At 32.0% G+C, this 24,707-nt stretch carries 23 protein-coding genes; 9 read left to right on the top strand and 14 right to left on the bottom strand.

What is annotated here, in order from left to right:
- The first annotated feature begins 92 nt into the window (after positions 1–92).
- From KO504_RS03595 to KO504_RS03580, 4 genes are all read left to right on the top strand, one after another.
- Entirely contained in the window at positions 93–932 is an 840-nt protein-coding gene (locus tag KO504_RS03595; protein ID WP_215924957.1) for an ATP cone domain-containing protein, read from the top strand.
- Between the two features lie 12 nt (positions 933–944).
- Positions 945–2,318 (top strand): MBL fold metallo-hydrolase RNA specificity domain-containing protein, encoded by a 1,374-nt coding sequence (locus KO504_RS03590; RefSeq protein WP_215924956.1) that lies wholly within the window; start codon positions 945–947, stop codon positions 2,316–2,318.
- Between the two features lie 98 nt (positions 2,319–2,416).
- Positions 2,417–2,869, top strand: a complete 453-nt coding sequence (locus KO504_RS03585; RefSeq protein ID WP_215924955.1) for an Hsp20/alpha crystallin family protein — start codon at positions 2,417–2,419, stop codon at positions 2,867–2,869.
- Between the two features lie 64 nt (positions 2,870–2,933).
- A complete protein-coding gene (locus KO504_RS03580; protein ID WP_215924954.1) occupies positions 2,934–3,383 on the top strand; it encodes a hypothetical protein in 450 nt (149 codons plus the stop codon).
- Between the two features lie 189 nt (positions 3,384–3,572).
- Here the strand turns inward: KO504_RS03580 and KO504_RS03575 are convergent, their stop codons facing one another.
- The 10 genes from KO504_RS03575 to KO504_RS03530 all read right to left on the bottom strand — a co-directional run bounded on the left by KO504_RS03575 (position 3,573) and on the right by KO504_RS03530 (position 16,239).
- Complete coding sequence (locus KO504_RS03575; protein ID WP_215924953.1) at positions 3,573–4,388, bottom strand: DUF4249 family protein; 816 nt, start codon at positions 4,386–4,388, stop codon at positions 3,573–3,575.
- Positions 4,389–4,391: 3 nt separating this feature from the next.
- Entirely contained in the window at positions 4,392–6,767 is a 2,376-nt protein-coding gene (locus tag KO504_RS03570; protein ID WP_215924952.1) for a TonB-dependent receptor, read from the bottom strand.
- Positions 6,768–6,911: 144 nt separating this feature from the next.
- Positions 6,912–9,134: an NADP-dependent isocitrate dehydrogenase gene (locus KO504_RS03565; protein WP_215924951.1), complete on the bottom strand. Its 2,223-nt coding sequence runs from the start codon at positions 9,132–9,134 to the stop codon at positions 6,912–6,914.
- Positions 9,135–9,280: 146 nt separating this feature from the next.
- Positions 9,281–9,856, bottom strand: a complete 576-nt coding sequence (locus tag KO504_RS03560) for a pentapeptide repeat-containing protein (RefSeq protein ID WP_215924950.1) — start codon at positions 9,854–9,856, stop codon at positions 9,281–9,283.
- A gap of 754 nt (positions 9,857–10,610) precedes the next feature.
- Positions 10,611–10,958: a 50S ribosomal protein L19 gene (gene rplS / locus KO504_RS03555; protein ID WP_215924949.1), complete on the bottom strand. Its 348-nt coding sequence runs from the start codon at positions 10,956–10,958 to the stop codon at positions 10,611–10,613.
- Positions 10,959–11,120: 162 nt separating this feature from the next.
- Positions 11,121–11,435: a hypothetical protein gene (locus KO504_RS03550; protein ID WP_215924948.1), complete on the bottom strand. Its 315-nt coding sequence runs from the start codon at positions 11,433–11,435 to the stop codon at positions 11,121–11,123.
- 11 nt (positions 11,436–11,446) lie between these two features.
- Positions 11,447–12,124 carry a tRNA (guanosine(37)-N1)-methyltransferase TrmD gene (trmD, locus tag KO504_RS03545; RefSeq protein WP_215924947.1) on the bottom strand — a complete coding sequence of 226 codons (678 nt, stop codon included), beginning with the start codon at positions 12,122–12,124 and terminating at the stop codon, positions 11,447–11,449.
- A gap of 261 nt (positions 12,125–12,385) precedes the next feature.
- Entirely contained in the window at positions 12,386–13,012 is a 627-nt protein-coding gene (locus tag KO504_RS03540; protein WP_215924946.1) for a tRNA (guanine-N1)-methyltransferase, read from the bottom strand.
- A gap of 233 nt (positions 13,013–13,245) precedes the next feature.
- Positions 13,246–14,694: a glyceraldehyde-3-phosphate dehydrogenase gene (locus KO504_RS03535; RefSeq protein WP_215924945.1), complete on the bottom strand. Its 1,449-nt coding sequence runs from the start codon at positions 14,692–14,694 to the stop codon at positions 13,246–13,248.
- 138 nt (positions 14,695–14,832) lie between these two features.
- Positions 14,833–16,239 carry a S1C family serine protease gene (locus KO504_RS03530; RefSeq protein ID WP_215924944.1) on the bottom strand — a complete coding sequence of 469 codons (1,407 nt, stop codon included), beginning with the start codon at positions 16,237–16,239 and terminating at the stop codon, positions 14,833–14,835.
- A 158-nt stretch (positions 16,240–16,397) separates the two neighbouring features.
- Between KO504_RS03530 and dapF the strand changes: the two genes are divergently transcribed.
- From dapF to KO504_RS03505, 5 genes are all read left to right on the top strand, one after another.
- Positions 16,398–17,177: a diaminopimelate epimerase gene (gene dapF / locus KO504_RS03525; RefSeq protein WP_215924943.1), complete on the top strand. Its 780-nt coding sequence runs from the start codon at positions 16,398–16,400 to the stop codon at positions 17,175–17,177.
- Entirely contained in the window at positions 17,171–17,695 is a 525-nt protein-coding gene (locus tag KO504_RS03520; RefSeq protein WP_215924942.1) for a GNAT family N-acetyltransferase, read from the top strand. The genes dapF and KO504_RS03520 overlap by 7 nt, the downstream gene beginning before the upstream one ends.
- A gap of 2 nt (positions 17,696–17,697) precedes the next feature.
- Positions 17,698–18,741, top strand: coding sequence for an endolytic transglycosylase MltG (gene mltG, locus KO504_RS03515; RefSeq protein WP_215924941.1), 1,044 nt, complete (start codon positions 17,698–17,700; stop codon positions 18,739–18,741).
- Position 18,742: 1 nt separating this feature from the next.
- The gene (locus KO504_RS03510; protein WP_354667379.1) at positions 18,743–19,648 is read left to right on the top strand and encodes a DUF2279 domain-containing protein; all 906 of its coding nucleotides are present in this window, start codon (positions 18,743–18,745) and stop codon (positions 19,646–19,648) included.
- A 118-nt stretch (positions 19,649–19,766) separates the two neighbouring features.
- A complete protein-coding gene (locus KO504_RS03505) occupies positions 19,767–20,423 on the top strand; it encodes a peptidoglycan-binding protein LysM (protein ID WP_215924939.1) in 657 nt (218 codons plus the stop codon).
- Between the two features lie 21 nt (positions 20,424–20,444).
- Here the strand turns inward: KO504_RS03505 and KO504_RS03500 are convergent, their stop codons facing one another.
- The 4 genes from KO504_RS03500 to dnaA form a co-directional block, all read right to left on the bottom strand.
- Positions 20,445–21,161, bottom strand: coding sequence for an SAM-dependent methyltransferase (locus KO504_RS03500; RefSeq protein WP_215924938.1), 717 nt, complete (start codon positions 21,159–21,161; stop codon positions 20,445–20,447).
- Positions 21,161–22,582, bottom strand: coding sequence for a PQQ-dependent sugar dehydrogenase (locus tag KO504_RS03495; protein WP_215924937.1), 1,422 nt, complete (start codon positions 22,580–22,582; stop codon positions 21,161–21,163). Before KO504_RS03495 ends, KO504_RS03500 begins: the two co-directional genes overlap by 1 nt.
- 70 nt (positions 22,583–22,652) lie before the next feature.
- Entirely contained in the window at positions 22,653–23,108 is a 456-nt protein-coding gene (locus KO504_RS03490) for a low molecular weight protein-tyrosine-phosphatase (protein ID WP_215924936.1), read from the bottom strand.
- Positions 23,109–23,120: 12 nt separating this feature from the next.
- The gene (dnaA, locus tag KO504_RS03485; RefSeq protein ID WP_215924935.1) at positions 23,121–24,548 is read right to left on the bottom strand and encodes a chromosomal replication initiator protein DnaA; all 1,428 of its coding nucleotides are present in this window, start codon (positions 24,546–24,548) and stop codon (positions 23,121–23,123) included.
- Positions 24,549–24,707 lie beyond the last annotated feature (159 nt).

Below are 24,707 nucleotides of genomic sequence, written 5' to 3'. Positions count from 1 at the left end.
AATTTAATCTCTAGCGAAGTATATAATTGTTTGTGACTAGGAAGTAAAGCGGTTAAAACAAATTTTGTTTAGACAGTTTTTAAAACATCAATATGAATATTTCAGACATAGATATTATTAAATCCTCAGGTGAAAAAGTAAAATTTTCATTAGAAAAATTACGAGCATCATTAAAGCGATCTGGTGCAGAAGAACATATTGTTAATCAGGTATTGGATAAAGTTCGTGATGAACTCTATCAAGGTATTTCAACCAAAGAGATATACAACAGAGCATTTGCCTTACTTAAAAAAAACAAAAGCTATTTCGCTTCAAAATATAAATTAAAGAAGGCGATTTACGAATTAGGGCCAACAGGTTTTCCTTTTGAGCGCTTTGTAAGTGCTATTTTAAAATATTCTGGCTATAAGACCGAAATTGGTAAAATTTTACAAGGTAAATGTGTGTCACATGAGGTCGATGTGATAGCGCGAAAAAATTCTGAAGTCACCATTATTGAGTGTAAATTTCACGGTGATCAAGGTCTTAATTGTAACGTTAAAATTCCTTTATATATCAATTCAAGATACCGAGATATTAAAGATAATTGGCAAAAGCTAAGGAAAAAGGAAGACCCGCTTACACAAGGTTGGGTCGTTACAAATACAAGGTTTACAAAAGATGCATTAGAATATGGTAATTGTTGTGGATTGTATTTATTGAGTTGGGATTACCCTCTAAATGATGGTTTAAAAGACCGAATTGACCGTTTAGGCTTATATCCAATAACCGTATCCACATTGCTTTCGCAACGCGAAAAGCAGTTTCTTTTAAGTCGGTCTGTTGTACTCTGTAGAGAATTAATAAACGATAAGTTTTATTTAGATCATCTTGGTGTTTCTGAAACGCGAAAAAAGAAAATTCTAGATGAAATTTCACATTTATGTGGCTAATCAAATATTAAAATGGAAAAATTTGTAAAAATCAATTTTTTAGGTGCAGCAGGAGTTGTAACGGGGTCAAAATTTTTAATTGAAACTTCAGAAAAAAATATCCTTATAGATTGTGGTATGTTTCAAGGTTTAAAAGCGCTGCGAGAACTTAATTGGGAAGATCTTCCTATAGATGTAAGTTCTATTGATGTAGTGGTGTTAACTCATGGACACTTAGACCATGTTGGCTATCTTCCGCGTTTGTTAAAACAAGGTTTTAAAGGAAAGATTAAAGGTACAGCACCAACTTTGGCAATTGCAGAAATTATATTAAAAGATAGTGCTAAAATACACGAGGAAGAAGCGAATAAAGCAAATAAGGAAAAATATACTAAACATAGCCCTGCCTTGCCTTTTTATACTATTAAGGATGCCGAAAATACCATAAAACAATTTGAGGTAGAACTTGAAGATAAATGGGTGCAATTATCAGAACATATCGCTTTCCGTTTTCAGTATAACGGCCATATTATTGGAGCAACGTTTATAGAATTAGATATTAACGAAAAGCGATTTGTGTTTTCTGGAGATATAGGAAGAAAAAATGATTATTTATTAAGCGATCCTAAAAAACCAGAATGGGCAGATGTGTTGTTTATTGAAAGTACTTATGGTAACAAACTACATCCTGTAGAAAATATTGAAGATGTACTAACCGAAATCATTTTAGAAACAATTCATAAAAAAGGGAATCTTATAATACCTAGTTTTGCCGTAGAACGCTTACAAACATTAATGTTTATTCTGTGGAAATTATATCAAAAAAACAGAATTCCTAACATTCCAATTTTTGTAGATAGTCCTATGGGAAATAATGTGTTAGATGTTTTTAAACGTTTTCCAAAATGGCATAAACTATCTTCTGAAGATTATACTGCCATGTGTAATCATGTTAATATTATTCAATCATACAAAGAAACTTGGGAAACTATTGACGATAAACGCTCTAAAATCATAATTGCAGGAAGTGGTATGGTTACAGGAGGACGCGTTTTAACCTATTTAAAACAACTTATAGACGAACCATCTACAACTGTTTTGTTAGTAGGTTATCAGGCCGAAGGCACTCGTGGCAGACAACTACAAGAAGGAGCCCACGAAATTCGGTTTTTTGGAAAATACTATCCCGTAAAAGCTACGATAAAAAATATTGAAAGCTTATCGGCTCATGCAGATCAGAAAGATTTATTGGACTGGGTTAGTGATATTAAAAATGTACCAGAACATGTATATCTAATTCATGGAGAGCCAGCATCATTGGACGCTTTTAGAGTGAAATTAAAAGCTGTATACAATTGGAATGCCACCATACCTAAACTTACCGATGTAAGTAAAGTGTTGGTTTAAAAGTTAATGGCTAAAACTGACATTTGTCATTTTATAAGCGATTTATTATAAGTAATTTAGAGTTGTAAAATTTAAGTTTAATAATAAAATTTATAATTATGTCACTCATTAAATTTAACAACCGAAACCGATTATTCCCATCTTGGAATAATGAAGGCTTAAAAAATTTTTTAAGCAATGATGATTTCTTCAATAATGATTTTTTTGATGAAGATGGATTAATGCCAGCAATGAATGTTAAAGAACATGACAATGATTTTGAAATTGAATTTGCAGCACCAGGCTTTACTAAAAAAGACTTTGAAGTCACCATAGATGATAATGTACTGAATGTATGTGGTGAGAAAAAGGAAGAAAAAGAAGAGAAAAAAGAAGATTATACTCGTAAAGAGTTTAACTACAACTCTTTTAAGAGATCTTTAAGCTTACCTAAAACCGTAAATACAGATCAGGATGTAAAAGCAACGTATAAAAATGGTATCCTAAAACTTAATCTTTTAAAGAAAGAAGAAGCAAAAGGGCAAGCCAAGAAAGTTATTGAAGTCTTATAACAACAGAAAAACAAAACGTGGTTTAAATGATCACGTTTTGTTTCGTTGTTTAAAAAAAATCAAAATGAATACCACACAAACACATTTGCGTTACGTAGAATGGCTTAATGCAGAAGAAATGCATAAAGCTTCAAAAGAATGGTTATCAGAATTAAACTTTATAAAAGATGAACATCTCTTTTTTGAAGATTTAGTAACTCAATTTACATCTCAGTTAATTGCCTTAGGTAATTTTTCTAGCAGTAAAGAAATTATTGATGCCATTAACCGATCTCAAAAGCAAAACAACACGCTTATAGAGGCTGTTAGAATTCATGAAAATAAGTTACAAATAATGGTAGATGGCATTGATGAGTTAGAAGAGGAAAAGGCTTATATTAAAGAACATCGTGATTTAATTATTGCTATTTCAGAATTCTTGAATGAATATAAGTCGCTTAAGACACAGCTATTTAATATTATTAAAATGATTAAGAAAGAAGATAAGTCTAGACACCTGCTAGATAGAAAATAAGAGATGATAAAACATTTTGTCTTAAGAATAAAGCATAACGAAGGTTATGTTTTTTTTATTTTTTAATGTGTAGATAATAAGCTTTAATCAACAAAAAACAGAAACCACAACATGTTTAAGCAGTTGTGGTTCTCTTTAATGATAGGGGGTAATCTTTTGTGTTCAAACTTATAGAGCAGATAATTTGAACTATTCTACAATATAAATCAACTCTTCTACTTCAGATAATCTAAAGTAACCAAAAGGATAATTATCTGCATTAGTTGTATTTATACAATTACCTCTAACTGTTGCGGGTTGTGTTTCAAATGGGCCTCCGCCTTGGTCACTTCCTTGTTGTAAAAGAATAACCATAAACTCATAATACTGTTCAGAAATCCCAAAATGGCGCATTATCACTTCGTCACCAGACTCTAAATCTTCTTCAGTATAATAGGCAAAAATTTGATTACCATCAATAAATTCGTCATCTAACACGTCTAATGTTGGAATAACTGGTATATCACTTATATATTCAAAGAAGTAGTAATTATCAATATTGGCAGGATCTGTAAAATAAGTTTTTATCTCAATATCTTCGCCTGAAAAACCTCCGTCGTTAATCTGCTCTACATAATCTATTGGAACTACAGATTTCAAGGTTTCTGTTGCTGTATAAACTTCACCATTATAAGTAATAGTTAAATAATAGTCTTCATCTATAACAGGAATAAAATTAGTGTTTTTGTAAATTCCGGTATTGCCTTCTTCAATAAAATTAAAGGTATTATTGTTATTATCTGTTATTTGAATTGTAGCACCATTGGCAGGTGGAACAGATTCATCAAAAAATGGTGCAGAAAGTGATAGTTTTATGCTTTGTTCGTTGCCTGGTGTATTCTTTAACCAATTAATTGAAGCTTCAATAACTAATCTTGGTTCCGCTTCATTAAGATTAACATCAATAACATCTTCGCAACTAAAGTACAAAGAGAAAATAAAGAGTATATATATTGTTTTTTTCATGATTTAAAATTTAAAATTATAAGAAACGGAAGGCACTATACCAAAAATGGCTAATCGTACAGCTTCATTAACACCTGTATTTCTATTTTCTCTAAAAGAGATACTTGCTGCGTTTTTACGGCCGTAGATATTATAAACTCCAAAAACCCATTCGCCTTTAAATTTTTTGATACTTTCTGGTTTTGGATTGTAAGTAGCTGATATGTCTAAGCGATGATAAGACGGTAATCTGCTTGAGTTTCTCGCTTCATAATTAGGAATAACCAATCCGTTATATTCATATTGCCCGTTTGGATAGGTGGTAGGCTGACCGGTTTGAAATATAAAGTTAGAACTAAAAGACCATTTTTTATTGAGTTCGTAACTTCCTGTTAAAGATATATCATGTGTTTTATCGTAAGCTGTATTGTACCATTCTCCGTTATTAATTCCAGTTTCTGCTGCTGTTTTACCAGGAGTTCTCTGTTCAGATTTAGAAAGTGTATAAGCTAACCAACCTGTAAAACGACCTTCATTTTTTCTTAAAAGGACTTCTAAGCCATAGGCTCTTGCTTCTCCATTTAAAATGATTTGCTCAATAGCATCATTGGCTATTAAATCGGCACCATCTACATAATCGATGCGATTTTTAATAGTTTTATAAAAGCTTTCAACCTCTAGAGAGAATACGTTGTTTTTAAACGTTTTAAAATAACCAATAGCAACTTGATCTAAGAGCTGAGGTTTTACATATTTGCCACTTGGAGTCCAAATATCTAACGGAGTAGGTGAGCTTGTATTAGATAATAAGTGTAAATATTGACTCATTCTGTTGTAACTTGCTTTTACAGAAGCGTTATCGTTAAGCTGATAAGCGACAGCAATTCGAGGTTCTATATTTGCAAACGATTCAATAACATCACTTTTATTAAAGGTTTCAGTTCCAATAGGCTCTGTTTTTTGGTAGATGCCAATAGCTTCATTAAAAGTTAAAGGATTATTGTTTTCGTAAATATTTAATTCGTCTTGTCCTAAGCGATGAAACATACTTAATCTTGCTCCGTAGCTTACCGAAAGTTTGTCGCTTAATTTATGTTCGGCATCAATATATATAGCATTTTCAAAAGCAAATTTATCAATTAGCTTATAAGGATTAATTCCGGAAGTTTCAGTCGTTGGGGTAATTTCTCCTGGATTAAATGTGTAATACATGGTGTTTAATCCATACTCGAGTTTAAAGTCATTACTTATATAATGTTTAAAATCATATTTTAAATTGAAATTTTTAATGCCAGATTCCCAATCAAATTCTACAAAGTTTAATGTTAATCCGTAGTAATAGTCTGAATAGATTAAGGAAAGGTTGGAAAATAATTTATCAGAAAACAAATGATTCCATCTAAAATTAAGCACTGTGTTTCCAAATGTGTTTTCAAAAGTATCAGAAATTTTAAAGACATCTCTGCCAAAATAACCCGATAAGTAAATATTGTTATTGTTGTTTATATTGTAACTTAATTTTGTGTTTAAATCGTAGAAATACGCTTTACTGTCTATATCAAAAAGGGGTAAAAATAAGTGGGCGTAACTACTACGACCACCAAGTAAAAAAGAACCTTTATCTTTTTTAATAGGCCCTTCTGCTAAAAGCCTACTAGAAATTAAACCAATACCACCATTAACATGAAATTCTTTACTATTACCTTCTTTTTGATAAATATCTAAAACAGAAGAAACACGTCCTCCATATTTTGCAGGAATTCCACCTTTATATAGTTTAAGATCTTTTATGGCATCAGGATTAAAAACAGAGAAGAAACCAAAAAGATGTGAGGAATTAAAAATAGTAGCTTCATCTAAAAGTATCAAATTCTGGTCTGCCGCGCCACCTCTAACATTAAAACCAGAAGAGCCTTCACCAGAATTAGTTACTCCTGGCAATAGCGTAATCGATTTTATCACATCAACTTCACCCAAAACCACTGGCATATTTTTAATCGTTTTTATGGATAACGAATTTACACTCATTTGTGGTTTTTTGATGTTTAGTCTTTCAATGTCATCAGTTAATATGACTTCGTCTAAACTTTCTGCAGCCTCTTCGAGTTGATAGTTTTTAGTAAGATTGTTGGTTAATGTTATTGTTTCTGAAATGGTTTTAAACCCCAAATAACTTATTTGTATACTATAGGATCCTTCAGGTAATGTAATAGAGTAGAAGCCATATTCATTGGTAACACTTCCGGTTTGTAACTCTGGAATTATGATGTTAACACCAATTAGGGTTTCATTACTGAGAATATCAGTTACTTTTCCACTTAAGGTAAATTTTTCTTGTGCTTGAAGAGAGAAAGCACTCAGTAATAACGAGAGTATAATCCCTCTAAGAAGTAGTTTCATGTTTTATGTTAATTGTTATTTTGATTGATGACATATTTTAATTAAAACGAATAACCTCTAAAGTTGTTACATTAAAAGTAAATTAAATGAATAAAAAAAAGCTTCTCGAAAGAAGCTTTTTAACATAACATTAATCTAATGTGATTATGAATTTAAAATTGAATTTAGTGCTTTGCTTGGACGCATAGCATCTGAAATCTTATCTTCATTAGGAAGGTAATAACCTTCAATATTTACAGGTTCTCCTTGACAATCGATTAGCTCTTTTACAATAGTCTCTTCATTTGACGATAATGCATTGAAAATGGTTGTAAACTCAGCTTTTAAATCGGCATCTTTATCTTGGTTTGCTAAAGCTTCAGCCCAATACAATGCCAAGTAAAAATGACTTCCTCTATTGTCTAATTGATTTACTTTCCTAGAAGGTCCTTTTTTGTTTTCTAATAACTTATCTGAAGCATCATCTAAAGTTTCACCTAAAATATGTGCTTTTTTGTTGTTATTTACTTCTGAAAAATGCTCTAATGAAACTGCTAATGCTAAAAATTCTCCTAAAGAATCCCAACGTAAATGGTTTTCTTCTAAAAATTGCTGAACATGCTTTGGTGCAGATCCGCCAGCTCCAGTTTCAAATAAACCACCACCATTCATTAAAGGAACAATAGATAGCATTTTTGCACTTGTTCCAACTTCTAAAATTGGGAATAAATCTGTTAAATAATCTCTTAACACGTTTCCTGTTACTGAGATGGTATCTTTTCCTTCTTTAATGCGTTTTAATGTAAAATTAGTAGCATCTTCTAAAGATAAAATTCTAATATCTAAACCTTCAGTATCATGGTCTTTTAAATAGGTGTTAACTTTTTTAATTAATTCAGCATCGTGTGCTCTTTTCTTATCTAACCAAAAAACGGCAGGTGTTTGTGAAGCTCTTGCTCTAGTTACAGCTAATTTTACCCAATCTTGGATTGGAGCATCTTTTGCTTGGCACATTCTCCAGATATCACCTTCTTCAACTTTATGACTTAATAATACATTACCATTAGCGTCAATAACATCTACTTTTCCTTTAGATGTTATTTCGAAAGTTTTATCATGAGAACCATATTCTTCTGCTTTTTGAGCCATAAGACCAACATTAGGAACTGTTCCCATAGTTGTAGGATCAAAAGCACCATGTTTTTTGCAAAAATCAATAGTTGCACTGTAAACACCAGCATAACTACTATCTGGTATAACAGCTTTTGTATCTTGTTGCTTCCCTTCTGCATTCCACATTTGCCCAGAAGTTCTAATCATTGCTGGCATTGAAGCATCGATAATAACATCACTTGGTACGTGAAGATTGGTTATGCCTCTATCTGAATTTACCATTGCTAAATCAGCACTATGGTCTAAAGCAAAACGAATATCTTCTCTTATTTCGTCGCGTTTATCTTCTGGAAGATCGCCTAATTTTTCAAGTAAATTTCCAAAACCATTATTTACATCAACACCTATTTTATCAAATGTTTGTCCATGCTTTTCAAATAAATCTTTAAAGAATACACGTACAGCATGACCAAAAATGATTGGGTCAGAAACCTTCATCATTGTTGCTTTCATATGTAATGAAAACAATACACTGTTATCTAAGGCATCTTCTACTTGCTCTTCTAAAAACTCGATTAAGGCTTTTTTGCTCATTACTGTAGCGTCAATAATTTCGCCTTTTAGTAAGCCTAAATTGTCTTTTAGATTGGTTTGGTTGCCTTTTGTATCTGTATGTACAATTTTTACTGTAGTTGCATCTGCAAGTGTTACAGATTTTTCATTGTGCGCAAAATCTCCTTTAGACATTGTTGCGACATGTGTTTTAGAATCTGAAGACCATGCTCCCATACTATGCGGATTTTTCTTAGCATAGTTTTTTACCGCTTTAGGTGCGCGTCTATCAGAATTTCCTTCTCTAAGTATTGGGTTTACGGCACTTCCTTTTATCTTGTCGTAACGTAATTTGATGTCTTTTTCTGCGTCATTTTGTGGTTCTTCTGGGTAATCAGGAAGTTTAAAACCTTTGTTTTGAAGTTCTTCAATAGCAGCAGTAAGTTGTGGTATAGATGCACTAATATTTGGTAATTTTATAATGTTAGCTTCTGGTTTTTTTACCAACTCGCCTAATTCTGCTAATGCATCAGATACTTTTTGATCTTCAGTTAAAAAATCTGGAAAAGCGGCTAATATTCTAGCGGCTAAAGATATATCTTTTGTTTCTATGGTTATGCCTGAAGACTTTGTAAATGCTTGAACAATTGGTAAGAATGAACGTGTTGCTAAAGCTGGTGCTTCATCTGTTTTTGTGTAAACAATCTTTGCTGTTTTTGTCATAAGTCTTGAAAATAAATTGAATAAATTTCTCCTCGAAATTGAGAAATGCGAATATACGAAAACGTTTGATTTTAATAGGTATATGATTTATACTAAACAAGATCAAATTTTGTGATATTGATAATTTAATAGCTAAAACCTTGAATTTATTCTATTATCTTGATGTGAAAGCTTTCTAATAAGCCATAAATGTTTTCTTTTGAAAATGAGGCGTTTTTAATTTTATTAAATGCAGGATTAATATTGAAATTAAATGCAGAAGTAAAATCAGAATATTCAATGTTGGTTCTGTAGAAGGTAGCTCCTAATAAATCACAATCTTTAAAAACCACATATTTGGCCTCAGCTTCTGTAAAATCTACTTGATGCATTGTACATTTTAAAAAATTGGTTTTACTGATTTTTAATTGATAAAAACTACTTAAATTAAGCGTACAATCTATAAACTTGAAAGACAGTAGAAAGAGGTTGCAATTTTGAAATATAACACCTAAGATTTTACAGCCTTTAAAAGTAACATCATTAAAAGATGTGTGCATTACATTAGCATTGCTGAAATTACAATCTAAAAAATCACATTCTAAAAAGCTAATGTTTGAAAGGTCTGAATTTTCAAAATTACAATTGGTAAACGTACAGTCTGTATATTCTGTTTTAAAAAGATTGCTAGTGGTATAATCTTTGTTTTTGAAATTGTGGTTTTCTGTTAGTGGTTGATCCATGTCGCAAGAATACGAAAAGAAATGTATTTGCCACAGTCTAGTGTGGTTTGTTATTAAATTAGACTCTAGTCTGGACTCTATAAATGTAGGTAAGGCTGTTAACTTTACTAAAACAAAAAGCCATATCACTCAGAGAAATCTGTGCTGACATGGCTTTCTTAGAAACAGTACTAACATAACCTATTTAGTTTTTGCTAACTCAGTTGATAGACCAATGCCATCACCTTTTTCGGTTTAAGAGTTACTGTTTCAATTCGAAACATTTCATACCTTTCAAAATGTATTGACCTGATATTACTTTGTTTCTTAGGCTTGTTTTTCTTGATGTTTTCTTAATACCTTCAACTTTAATAAATATTAAGACTAAAACATTGCTCGTCCTTTTCGTGTTCACTTTCGATCCCAGTACTTCTTCGGAGCTTTTCACTTTACTAATATAACCTACAATAGTGTGTTATATTAGTAAAGCTTCTTGATTGCTTTGCAAACACTTGTTTTACACAAGTTGCTATACAACCTCAAAAAACAACCTCAATATATAAAGAACAAATCTTTAATACGCATTAACACAATTCAAAACCATACTTAGTTTTGTCGTTAATTGTTTTACAAATTTAGTGAAATATTTTTGATATCTATGAGGTTTTAACATTTTAGATATCAACAGTTTATGAACTCATATTATTAACAAATGTTAATAACAAAAAAAGCCTTCTTAAAGAGAAGGCTTTTAATTGTAATATATAAGTTTGAATTATCTTCTAACTTCTTTGATTCTTGCTTTCTTACCAGTAAGGCCTCTAAAGTAGAAAATTCTAGCTCTACGTACTTTACCACGTTTGTTAACTTCTACTTTTTGTAAAGCAGGTAAGTTAATTGGGAAGATACGCTCTACACCAATTGTTCCTGACATTTTACGGATGGTAAATGTTTCAGAAGATCCACTTCCTTTACGCTGTAATACAACACCTCTAAAAAACTGCGTACGCACTTTTTCACCTTCTCTAATTTCGTAGTATACTGTGATGGTATCACCGGCACTAAATTCTGGAAAGTCTTTACGGGTTACAAATTCGTCTTGTACAAATTTTACTAAATCCATTTTATTTTATTTATAATAGTTGATTTAAAGCAACATTCACGATTCTCGCCAGAGGTTGGTCTAAATTGGTTTGCAAAAGTACTACTTTTTTGCTTATTTACAATGCTTTGTTGTTTTATTTTTTGTCTCCCGTTAGAAGTTGTCCTGAGCTTATTTTACAATTTATTTTTTTGAAAATTCCGATACAACTAAAATGATTAAACCAACTGAAAATATTAAATAAGATACATTTTGAATTATAATTGAAATCCCTTGTGTTAATAATAAGGTGCCTACACTTTCTGCACTCGCAAAAACACGGATAACCAAACTAGTAACAGAAGTTAGTATAACTAGTACACTACCAATTAATATTAACCAAGTCGCTAGGGTACGTTTTTTTATAAAGAGAATTATGCTAGCAATTAATATTATAAAAGTTGATAACGCACTAATGATTTGACCAGTATAAAAGAGAATTTCTGTAGAACTATTCATAGGTAATGTGCTTAGTCTTTAAGTAAATCTGGTCGTCTTTCTTTAGTTCTTTTATAAGCTTGTTCCTCTCTCCATTTTTCAATTTCCTTGAAATTACCGCTAAATAATACTTCTGGAACTTTCATGCCATCATATTCTCTAGGCTTAGTATAAATAGGTGGTGCTAATAAATTATCTTGAAAAGAGTCGGTTAGGGCAGAGGTTTCATTACCTAAAACTCCAGGAATTAATCGGATTACAGCATCGCATAATACAGCTGCACCTAATTCGCCACCTGACAATACATAATCTCCAATAGATATTTCACGAGTGATAAATTTATCACGTACGCGTTGGTCCACTCCCTTATAATGTCCACACAAAATAATAATGTTTTCTTTTAAAGAGGTTTGGTTAGCAATACTTTGGTTAAGCTGCTCCCCATCTGGTGTCATATAAATAATTTCATCGTAAGTACGTTCTTGCTGTAATTTAGAAATACACTTATCAATAGGTGCTATGGACATTACCATTCCTGCTCCTCCTCCAAACTGTGTGTCGTCTACAGATTTATAGCCACCTGTAGCATAATCTCTTAAATTATGAAAGTGGACTTCTACTAAACCGGCTTCAATGGCACGTTTTAAGATAGAGGCTTCAAACGGACTTTTTAAAAGTTCTGGTAATACGGTTATAATATCTATGCGCATAATATGTTCAAATAAGTTGCAAAGGTATGTTTAATTGCGATGTTTTTTTTATTTCTAATGGTGATTTTCTAAAAATGATACAGAAGGATTTAATCCTATTTTTAGTTTCTAAATAGAAATTGAATTACAGTCAATAGGGATAATCCTAAATGAAAAGAGAGTGGTTAGTTTCTATAGTTTAGGATAAAAAAAATCCGCAATTAAAATTACGGATTTTTATGGTGTTAAGTATTTTTAATTAAGTGTTTGCAGCACTTTAATTTAAGCCTTTTGCTTATTCAATTCGTCTTGTAATTGACGTCTTACTTTTTGCTCACGTTCTAAAGCATTTCGTCTATGTTCTTCAAATTCTGTTTCTACTTCGTCTAATTTGTGTTTAGCATCACGTGTTGCAGAATTACTGCCTTTAAATTTATAGATAAAGAATAATAAAAATGCTAATAAACCAGCAATAATAGACCACATGATAACATTGTAATTGGTTTTACTAGTTTGCATGCCTAATAATGCCATATTATTTTTTTCAGAGTCTGTTTGTTCTAAGCTCGACAGCGTATTGGCAAGTTTTGTTTTTAGTTCTTCAATTTCATTGGCTTGGTTTTCAACAACTTTTTCAGAACTTTCTAATTTAGAATAGGTTGTTTTTAAAGAATCGAGAACATTATTTTTTAAAGTAAGAAGAGAAGAAAATTTTACAGCTTCATAACGCTGTCCATCTGTACCTTTGAAATTACCAGATTTTTTAAATACATATTCAAACTGGCTGTCAATATTGCCACTATTTAAGGACAATTTGTCTTCTGCTTCTTCATTGCTCTTTTGTGCGTTTACAGATTGTAAACTCATTGTAACTAGTAGAATTACAGAAAGTTTGGTTAAGAATTTCATCTTAGTTGTAATTTTAATTTTGGTTAGATTAATTGATTGCCAAGATAATAATTTTATAAAGATTTCATAAAGAATTACTAAACAATTAGCCTCACAATATAGTAAGGCATTTTATATACGGTAAAAACGCTGTTTTAGATGTTTAATATAGGAGGATTATTCAAATTAATAACTAACAAAAAATCTTGCCTAAAAGACAAGATTTTATGAGTTATTAATTTTTTAAAATAAGTCTAATAATAAGCATAACGTCTTACTTTAGAAATATATTTAGCTAAACGAATTACCTGGTGGCTATAGCCATATTCGTTATCGTACCATATATATAGTATTGCATTTTTTCCATCAGCTCTTACGATAGTAGCTTTGCTATCATATATAGAAGGAGCAGAACTACCAACGATATCGCTAGAGACTAACTCGTCACTCATTTCGTATTTAATTTGTTCAACTAAATCACCTTCAAGTGCATACTTCTTCATGATAGAATTCATACTTTCAACAGAAGTTTTGTTTTCTAATTCTAAGCTTAGAATAGCTAATGATCCGTTTGGTACAGGAACTCTAATAGCATTAGAGGTTAGTTTTCCTTCTAAAGATGGTAATGCTTTACTAACGGCTTTTCCTGCTCCAGTTTCTGTAATTACCATATTTAAAGCAGCTGCACGTCCGCGTCTGTATTTACTATGGAAATTATCTACTAAGTTTTGATCGTTTGTATAGGCGTGAATCGTTTCTAAATGTCCGGTTTTTACTCCAAAAGAATCTTCAACAGCTTTTAATATTGGTGTAATAGCATTTGTTGTACATGATGCTGCTGAGAAAATATTAACTTCATCAGGATTGTACTCTTTATGATTAACTCCATGTACTATGTTAGGAATTCCTTTTCCTGGTGCAGTTAATAATACTTTATCAACACCTTTAGCTTTTAAGTGTCTGCTTAAGGCTTCTTTATCTCTAAATGCTCCTGTATTATCAATAATTAGAGCATTGTCAATTCCGTATGCTGTATAATCAATATCTTCTGGTGCATTAGCTGAGATGATTTTTACAGTAGTACCATTAATAATTAGGGCAGAATTTTTAACATCGGTGCTTACTAGTCCAGAAAAATCACCATGTACAGAGTCATTTCTTAATAATGATGCACGTTTTTCTAAAACCGTTTCGTTTATAGCTCCTCTAGTAACAATTGCTCTTAATCTTAATTGGTTACCTTTACCTGTACGAGTCATTAACTCACGTGCTACTAATCGACCAATTCTACCAAATCCATAAAGCACAACATCTTTTGGCTTTATGCCTTCATTTTCTTTAGCATTATCTAATTTAGAAGCGACAAAAGCAGTAGCGTTACTATATTTTTGATCTTCTAAATGAAATTCGTAAGTTAGTTTGCCTATATCTAGCTTTGCTGGTGGCAGATCTAAAGTTTTAATCGCTTGTGCAATTTCAACAGAATCGAAAATAGAAATAGGTTTTTGAACAAATTCCCCTGCATATTCGTGCAAGTTTAAAATTTCGCTCACATTTCTATCGATTAATTGATTTCTAAATAACACAAGTTCAATAGACTTGTCGTACCATAAGTCGCTTACAATTTTAATAAATTCAACCGTTGCTCTGCGACGATCTGCTTGAAATGCTAACTCTTTTTCGTAAGTGTCGTTAAAACCCATTTGTTTTTGGTTTAATAAAATTAAATTTTGTGCAAAAATACATATTTCAAACGTTTTCGTAATGCTTTTTGACGAAAATAAAAACCCTTCAAAGAATATTACTTTGAAGGGTTAATTAAGTCTATTTATAGGTGTGTTTTATCTAAAACTATGAATGATTTTCTCTCCTTGTTTATTGATGATTTCAATTTGAAGAGGTTCTCTAGGATTTCTAGTTCTTAATGCTTTTTGAGCATCATCAACGGAATATAATTTTTCACCGTTAATTTTTGTAACGATACAACCTTCTTCAACACCTACACGATTCCAACCAGCCTTATAGTTTTCATCTGCAAATTTCGAAATTTTCACTCCATAATCTGTGTTGAAGTTTTTTAAATCTTTTTTAGAGGCATTTTTTACAAATCCTATTTTTTCAACGACAGTTGTTGTTGGTTTTAGTAATGTTACTGGAAGCGTTTTTTCATCTCCATCTCTTAATAATGTCACATTAACAGTGTCATCAGGATTTTTGGTTTTTAAATAGCCTGTTAAATCTGCAAATTTATGGATGTAAATATTATCAATTTTCTTTATGATATCTCCAGGTTTAATGCCCGCTTTTTCGGCTCCGGTGTCTTCTTGTACCTCACTTATATATACACCTTCAATTTCATTTAACTTGTTCTCAATAGCTTCTCGAGAATTTTTGTTTAGTATGGAGACACCAAGAATACCGTTCTGTACATTTCCATATTCCATGATATCATTTACTATTTTTCGAGCAATATTGCTTGGAACGGCAAAAGAGTATCCTATATAAGAGCCTGTTTGTGAAGAAATAGCAGTGTTAATTCCTATTAAATCTCCATTGGTGTTAACTAAAGCACCTCCAGAGTTTCCTGGATTTACAGCAGCATCGGTTTGTATGAACGATTGCTGATGTTGGCCTGTTAAATCTCTCGATTTAGCACTAATAATCCCTGCAGTTACTGTAGAATTTAAGTTAAACGGATTTCCAACAGCTAACACCCATTCTCCTATTTTGGCATTATCAGAATCTCCAAAAGCCATAAATGGTAATTCTTTTTCTGTTTCTATTTTTAATAAAGCAATATCAGTAGATTCGTCTGTGCCAATCAATTCAGCATCATAAGTTTTATTATCATTTAAAGTAATACTGATTTCGTTGGCATTTTTTATAACGTGGTTATTTGTAATAATATAACCCGTTGGTGAAATTATGACACCACTTCCCGTACCAACTTGCGCACGTTGCGAGCTACGACCATAAAATAAATCACGCATAGAGATAGGTGCATTTATAATAGCAGTATTCTTAACGTGTACAACAGCATCTAATGATTTTTCTACCGCTGTTACAAAATCTGGAGCAGTGGCAGTACTACTCGTTATAGTATTATTTGTAGGTACAAAGACAGGAAGGTCAGATGACTGCTCAACGGCTAATGGCTGTGTTTCGTTTTCAATAAAAAATTTGTATCCTCCTAAGGTTAATAAACCTCCAAGAGCAGAAACAAAGACTAATGTTAGGATCTTCTTCATTTTTTTTAAATTTAAATATTACTATTTCATTTTAACTAACGATTAAAATTAGATAATTATTGATTTCAATTTTTAATTTAACGACTTTTTAACGCCAATTTTAACGCGTGTTTAACAACTGTTTTTAACGTCTAATATTCTTATATTTGCCCTTAATTATGAATATGACATTTTATAAATATCAGGGCACGGGAAACGATTTTGTAATTGTAGATAACCGTTTACAAACAATAAACAAAAATGATACCAAACGCATAGCACGTCTATGTCATCGACGTTTTGGCATAGGAGCAGACGGATATATTCTTTTAGAGAATGATGATAACACTGATTTTAAAATGGTTTATTACAATGCAGACGGCAATGAAAGTACTATGTGTGGTAATGGCGGCCGATGTATTGTTGCTTTTGCAAATTTTTTAGGTATCATAAAGAACGAAACAACATTTGTCGCTATTGACGGATTACACAAGGCAAAGATTGAAAATGGAATGGTTTATCTTCAAATGCAAGATGTTTCTGAAATTAAATCCTTTGATAATCATCAATTTTTAGATACAGGTTCTCCGCATCATGTAGAAATGGTTTCAGGTTTAGCCAATTTTGAAGTAAAAGCGAATGGTTCAAAAATTAGATACGGACAGCCTTATAACAAAGAGGGGAGTAATGTGAATTTTGTAGAGCAATTATCAGACGATAATTTTGCGGTTAGAACATACGAACGCGGCGTAGAAGATGAAACATTATCTTGTGGCACAGGAGTAACCGCAGTTGCTTTAGCAATGCACAAATCTGGTAAAACTAAAAGTGAAAACATTAGTTTAAAGACAGAAGGTGGAGAGCTTAACGTTACTTTTAATAGTAACGATAAAGGTTATAAGAATATTTGGTTAGTAGGACCAGCAGAGCAAGTTTTTAAAGGAGAGATAAAATGGTAAGTTTGCAAGGAGAGCATATCTATTTAAGAGCTTTAGAACCTGAAGATTTAGAGTTTGTTTATAGCATTGAAAACGATACGTCATTGTGGTATTTAAGCGATACACAAACGCCGTACTCTAGATTTTTAATCAAACAATATCTCGAAAATGCCCAGCAAGATATCTTTGAAGCTAAGCAACTAAGGTTAGCCATTTGTAATACGAAAAACAAAACGATTGGTTTAATAGATGTGTTTGATTTTGATATAAAAAACAAACGTGCTGGTATTGGCATTCTTATTCAAAATGAAAAAAACCGAAACCTTGGTTATGGTAAAGAAGCACTAAGTTTATTGGTGAATTATTGTTTTCAGACATTACATTTGCATCAGGTTTATGCTAATATTTCCGAAAGTAATTCTGCCAGTTTAAAGTTGTTTAAAGGTAATGGCTTTGAAATAATAGGATTAAAAAAAGATTGGAGTTTTGATGGCGAAACCTACACGAACGAATATATATTACAACGAATTAAAGATTAACTATGTACATTAAAAAAATACTTTGGGCTGTTGCGCTTATCGGTTTAGTAATTTGTGGAGCAGTTGCCTATTATTTTTATAGCGCGATGTTTTCGTCTAACACAAAGTTTGAAAATGAAACCGCATATATTTATGTGCCTACGAATTCAACATATGCTGAAGTACGTTCTCAATTAGAACCACTTTTAGATAATATAAATACGTTTGACGCTTTAGCAAAGCAGAAAAAATACAGTACAAATATTAAAGCTGGTCGTTTTGCTATTTCTAAGGGAATGAATAATAATGACATTATTAATTCCATACGAAGTAAGAACCTACCAATTAAAATTGCGTTTAATAATCAGCATAGTTTAGCAGATTTAGCAAGTAGAGTAAGTAAACAAATTGAAGCAGATAGTTTGTCGTTATTAAAAGCAATGTCAGACGATACTTTTTTAGCTGAGAATGGTTTTAATAAGGCAACAGCCTTAGGTATGTATTTGCCTAATAGTTATGAATTTTTCTGGAATACATCTGCAGAAACTTTTAGAGATAGAATGTTAACGGAGTACAACCGATTTTGGACAGATACCAGAAAAGCACAAGCTAAAAAATTAAATTTAACTCCTAATGAAGTTATAACCTTAGCGTCTATTGTTCATGAAGAATCAAAACAAGCCGATGAACAGCCTAGAGTTGCAGGAGTGTATCTCAATAGATTACGAATAGGTATGCCTTTACAGGCCGATCCTACTTTAAAATTTGCAGCTTATCAATTGCCTCAGTATAAAAATACAATCATTAGACGTGTTTTAAATGTGCATAAAGATATTGTTTCGCCTTATAATACTTATAAAAATACAGGTTTACCACCAGGATTAATTGCTATGCCAGATTTATCAGCTATAAAAGCTGTATTAAATCCGGAAAAGCATAGTTATTTGTATTTTGCTGCAGATGCCAAACGTTTGGGATATCATAAGTTTGCTAAAACTTTAGGGCAGCATAACAATAATGCAAGAGCATATCATCAGTATTTATCCTCTCAAGGTATTAATAAATAAGGTGAAGCGCGCTTATGTTTATATCATAGTTTTTTTATTATTAGGTAACTCGCTTTTTTCTCAATCTAAATTTAATACTTTTTTAAAGCCTAGTGATTCACTTAATGTATTACGACGCAATACCGTTGTTATAACACAAACGGCATTGGCTTCAGCGACATTAATTGGGCTTAATCAATTGTGGTATGCAGATTATCCGCGTTCTAATTTTAAGACTTTAAATGATAGTGGAGAGTGGTTACAGATGGATAAAATGGGCCATGTGTTTTCATCCTATCAATTAGGAAGGTTTGGATTTAATACTTTAGACTGGGCTGGAGTTGGTAAAAAAGATCGGATGCTTTATGGGGCAACCTTAGGTTTAGGGTTTTTAACAGCAATAGAAGTAATGGATGGTTTTTCAAAAGAATGGGGCTTTTCGTGGACCGATATGGCCGCTAATACAGCGGGAACCGGATTACATATGGGACAAGAATTACTTTGGGCAGAACAACGTATAGTATTAAAATACTCCTTTCATAGAACTAAGTTTGCAAAACAACGTCCAAGTAAGTTAGGTAGTGGACTTTCTGAAGAGTTTCTAAAAGATTATAATGGTCAAACCTATTGGCTAAGTGTTAATCTTAATTCGTTTTTAAAAACAGAAACTATTCCTGATTGGTTGAATTTGGCTTTTGGGTATGGGGCAGAAGGTATGTTAACAGGAGAAGCAAATGATGCTTTGTTCACAGATCAGAATAGAACGCGTCAATATTACCTTAGTTTAGATGTGGATTTAACTAGAATTAAGACAAATTCTAACTTTTTAAAAACCATTTTCGACGTTTTTAACGTTATAAAAGTCCCGTTTCCTACTTTAGAACTCAATGATAAAAGAGGTATAAAATGGCATTATATATACTTTTAAAGTGAGTTTTTTACACTTAATCGGTTGATTTTCAGTTGTTGTAAAATTGTTGTATATTTGCACGCGAATTTTGTAAGACGGTTTGGGGAAACTTTTTTACAGTAAAAATTTAGCTGTTATGACTAAAAATAGCGTTAAGAGTTTTGTAATACCATTTACAATCTGTGTATTTAGTGCGTTAGCATTATATCCTGATTCATCTCTTGATCCTGAAATATATTCTACAGAAGGATTAGAGCTTAATTATAATATTTCTGAGGAATTAGCTATGGCTAATCAAGACCAATTTATTGAGCATAGCATCTTTACTCCACATTTAGGAAAATCTTTTGAAGGATTTAAAGAGGCTTTGGCATTTAAAGAGTCTCGAGGAAACTATTTTACGGTGAATACTTTAGGGTATTTGGGTAAATATCAGTTTGGATCTGAGACTTTAAAATTGATAGGAATTTATACTCCAAATCAATTTTTATACAATCCAGAATTGCAAGAAAAAGCGTTTATTGCCAATGCAGAGCGTAATAAGTGGGTGCTTAGAAAAGACATTAAACGTTTTGAAGGGCAGCATATTTCGGGAATAAAAGTAACCGAGTCTGGAATTTTAGCAGCGGCACATTTAGCTGGTCCTGGAAATGTAAAAAAGTTTTTGCGTAGTCATGGAGGTAATAATCTTTCGGACGCTTATGGCTCTTCTGTTAGGTATTATATGAAAAAGTTTTCGGGTTATGATACGTCTATGATTAAGCCTGATAAGAAAGCTAAGGTTACCTTATAGTTTTTTATTAATAGTAAGCTCTTAGTCTTTCTGAATAATAAAGATTGCTGGTCTCTTATGTAAATCCTCTTTATTATGTTTCCAGTCTTTTGCTATTTTTGTTTTGATAAACTCAGTTGGTAAGGTTAAATCGCATGCCACACAAATTCTTGTATTTGGATGTAGCGTATTAGCTAAATCTTCAAGCATTTTCATATTTCTATAAGGAGTTTCAATAAAGATTTGAGCTTGATTGTGTTCTGAAGATAAACGCTCTAAAGTTTTTAATTTCGCTTTTCGTTCGCTTTTGTCAATGGGTAAATAACCGTTAAAAGTAAAACTTTGGCCGTTCATGCCAGAACCCATTAAAGCGAGTAGAATAGAAGATGGTCCAACAAGAGGAACAACTGTTATATCCATTTGATGTGCTAAACTTACAATGTCAGCTCCTGGGTCTGCAATAGCAGGACAGCCTGCTTCAGATATCAAACCAATAGAGTTTCCTTCTAGACATGCGTTTAAATATGTATTACGTTCGGCCTCAGTTGTGTATTTATTTAATACTTGAAGCTTTAATGAAGGTTGCGATTTACTAGGCGAGACACGCTTTATAAAACGACGAGCTGTTTTTTCATTTTCAACAATATAATAATCGAGGTGCTCAATTATTTTTTTAATAGAGATGGGTAAAACTTCGAGTGGCGGATTATCACCTAGTCGTGTAGGTATAAGGTATAATTTTCCTTTGGGATTGTTCATTAGTGTATAACCAGTTTATGTGTGCTTTGATTTCCTTTTTGATTCTTAATTTTTAAAACATAAATACCAATAGAGAGTTGAGATGTATTTATTGTTTGAATCGTTTCTGTATTTCTTTGAATTACTTTTACTTCTTTACCTTGTAAATTATAAATCGTAATTTGATTTGAAATGTCTGTATTGTTATTTGGGCCAAAATTGATGTTAAATATGCCTTTTGTTGGATTAGGATAAATAGAAATATTAGAAGATATATCGTCATTAATACTTAAGCTCGTATCAATTAGTTTGTAGATATTACCACTTGATATATCTGCAATATAAAGTTCTCCGTTAATATCTTCTCCAAAAGTAGACCAATTACCATTGAATAGACTTAGGTTTTTGTCCCAAGCCTCTGTTGTTTCATTGTAAAATAAGTAGCCAATTTCTTGACTACAATAATCAGCAAAGAAGTACAAACCATTAAAGTTAGGGTAATTGGTGCCTCTGTACCTATAACCTCCGGTAATAGAACATTTAAAAAGGCCATCACCAGAATGGCTATAGCCTTCTATAGGAAAGGTGTATGCACTTGAATCTGAGCAATCATCTGTAATGTATGGGCCATTGCCTTCGTAGCATCTCCAGCCGTAATTAAGGCCTGTTGCAGCTTCTGCTGCAGAAACCATATTAATTTCTTCATAACCACTTTGTCCAACATCAGCAATCCATAAATCATTGGTTTGACGATCAAAAGAAAATTTCCATGGATTTCTTAGGCCATAAGCAAAAATTTCATCCCTAACATCAGGATCTCCTATAAAAGGGTTGCTTGATGGAATGCTATAATTTTGTGTTGCTGTGATAGAATTAATATCTAGTCTTAAAATATTACCTAGTAAGGTTAATGTGTTTTGTGAGTTGTTTTGTGGGTCATCGTATAGGCCGCCATCACCTGAAGCAATATATAAAAAACCATCACTAGCAAAAGCCATATCTCCTCCATTATGATTGCTATAAGGTTGGTCGTAAGTTAGAATAATAAGCTCTGAAGAAGCATCTGCTAATAAGGGATTTGTAGCGTCTCTTGAAAATCTTGAAATTACAGTATTCCCTGAGTTGTTAATATAGTTAACAAAAAAGTAACCATTGGTAGTGTAGTCTGGATGAAAGGCTAAGCCTAAGAGACCTCTTTCGTTTCCTGTGTTTATGACAATACTATCAATGTCTAAAAATGGAGCACTTTGAATTGTACCATCAGCATTAATTATTTTTATATAACCATCTTGTTCTACAACATATAGTTTGTTGTCGCCTGCATGTTTAATGCTAATAGGGCGATCTAAATTTGAAGCAAAGAGTTCTAAATTTAGTTCTTGAGCATTGGAAAAAGGAATAGTTGTAAATACTAAGAAAACTAGAACTATTAATGATTTCATCTTAATTTGTTAATGGGATTAGGTACTAATTTACAAAAAAAGACTTTTGCAATAAGCAATATTGTGTGTATTAGTGTTTTAAAGTCTTTGCAATTATGTCACAAGTCTCATTAGCGAGCTTAAAAACGTATTCAAAATCACTTTTATCTCCATAATAAGGGTCTGGCATATTCTTATTTTTAATAGCGGCATTAGCATTGAGAAAGAGCTTTACTTTTTTGATATCAATATCATTTCTCGCTAAGCTAATAATATCAGTATAGTTAGATTGATCCATGGCGTAGATGTAATCAAACAGGTCAAAGTCGGAAACTTTAAACTGTCTAGCGCTTTGTGTGCTAATGTCTATGCCGTTTTGTTTTGCAACAGCAATAGAGCGTGTGTCAGGAGTATTTCCTATGTGGTAGGCAGCAGTCCCTGCAGAATCAACATAAAAAAGGTCTGTTGGAAGTTTAGATTGCAGAATACCATGAGCTAATGGAGAACGGCAAATATTCCCCAAGCATACCATTAAGATACTAGTCATATTAAAAGCGAATTAAAGCGCTAATTTTTTAGATAAATCTTCAACATACTTTCTGAATTGCTTATCTGTTGACGATAAATTATCAACAGTTTTACAAGCATGTAGTACGGTAGCGTGGTCACGCTGTCCTATTTGAGAGCCAATACTAGCTAATGAAGCTTTGGTGTATTTTTTAGCAAAGAACATAGCTAACTGACGCGCTTGTACAATATGACGTTTACGTGTTTTTGATTGAAGTGTATTAACATCCATTTGGAAATAATCGGAAACTACTTTCTGAATGTAATCAATAGATACTTCTCGTTTAGTATTCTTAACAAACTTCTCTACAATATCTTTTGCAAGATTGATTGTAATTTCTTTTTTGTTGAAAGAAGACTGAGCGATTAATGAAATAATGGCACCTTCTAGTTCTCTAACGTTAGTTTTAATATGTTTGGCAACATATTCTATAATATCTTCTGGCATTTCAACACCATCTCTGTAGAGTTTATTCTTTAAAATTGAAACTCTAGTTTCAAAATCAGGTGTTTGTAACTCGGCTGAAAGTCCCCATTTAAAACGCGATAATAAGCGTTGTTCAATATCTTGCATATCTACGGGAGCTTTATCACTTGTTAAAATAACTTGCTTACCGTTTTGATGTAAATGATTGAAAATATGGAAGAAGACGTCTTGCGTGCCTGTTTTTCCGGAAAGGAATTGTACGTCGTCAATAATTAAAACATCTATAATTTGATAGAAGTGAATAAAATCATTTCTATTGTTCTTTTTTACAGAATCTATGTATTGTTGCGTGAATTTTTCAGCAGAAATATATAAAACTGTTTTTTCAGGATATTTATCTTTAATATCAACACCTATAGCATGTGCTAAATGTGTTTTTCCTAAACCAACACCGCCAAAAATTAATAGGGGGTTAAAAGAGGTGCCACCTGGTTTGTTAGCGACTGCAATACCTGCGTTTCTAGCTAAACGGTTAGAGTCACCTTCTAAGAAATTTTCAAAACTGTAACTTGGATTAAGTTGCGATTCAATCTTTACATTTCTAATACCAGGAATTATAAACGGATTTCTTAATTCAGGACTTTTATTATTAAAAGGTACATCTACATCTTGCGATTTTACAGCAGACCTATTTGAACTTGGAATCTTTTCAGTGAAAGGTTGTTTATTGCCATAGGTGTTTTCCATTTTAATAACGTAAACCAATTTGGCATCTTCACCTAGCTCTTTAGTTAGAGAAACCTTTAAGATTTTTACATAATGTTCTTCTAACCATTCGTAGAAAAATTTGCTAGGAACTTGGATGCTCAATGCGTTACCAGAAAGCTTCACTGCATCTATAGGTTCAAACCAAGTCTTATAGGCTTGTGGTTGGATATTATCTTTTATAAAAGCAAGACAATTACTCCATACAGATTGCGCTGTGTTCTCCATGCGTTAAGTTAAATTTTTCGTTGTTAGTTATATTAGCAAAAAAAAAAGAGAAAATAGGATTCTCTAGTAGTTTTCAACAGGACAAATATGTGAACAAAATTCTTAATAAAAAAATTAAATAGTTTTGAATATTTAGAATTTTTTCCTCATGTTTAAAAC

This window comes from Winogradskyella psychrotolerans (assembly GCF_018860565.1).
Lineage (GTDB): Bacteria > Bacteroidota > Bacteroidia > Flavobacteriales > Flavobacteriaceae > Winogradskyella > Winogradskyella damuponensis.
This window is presented reverse-complemented; position numbering and strand designations above follow the sequence as displayed.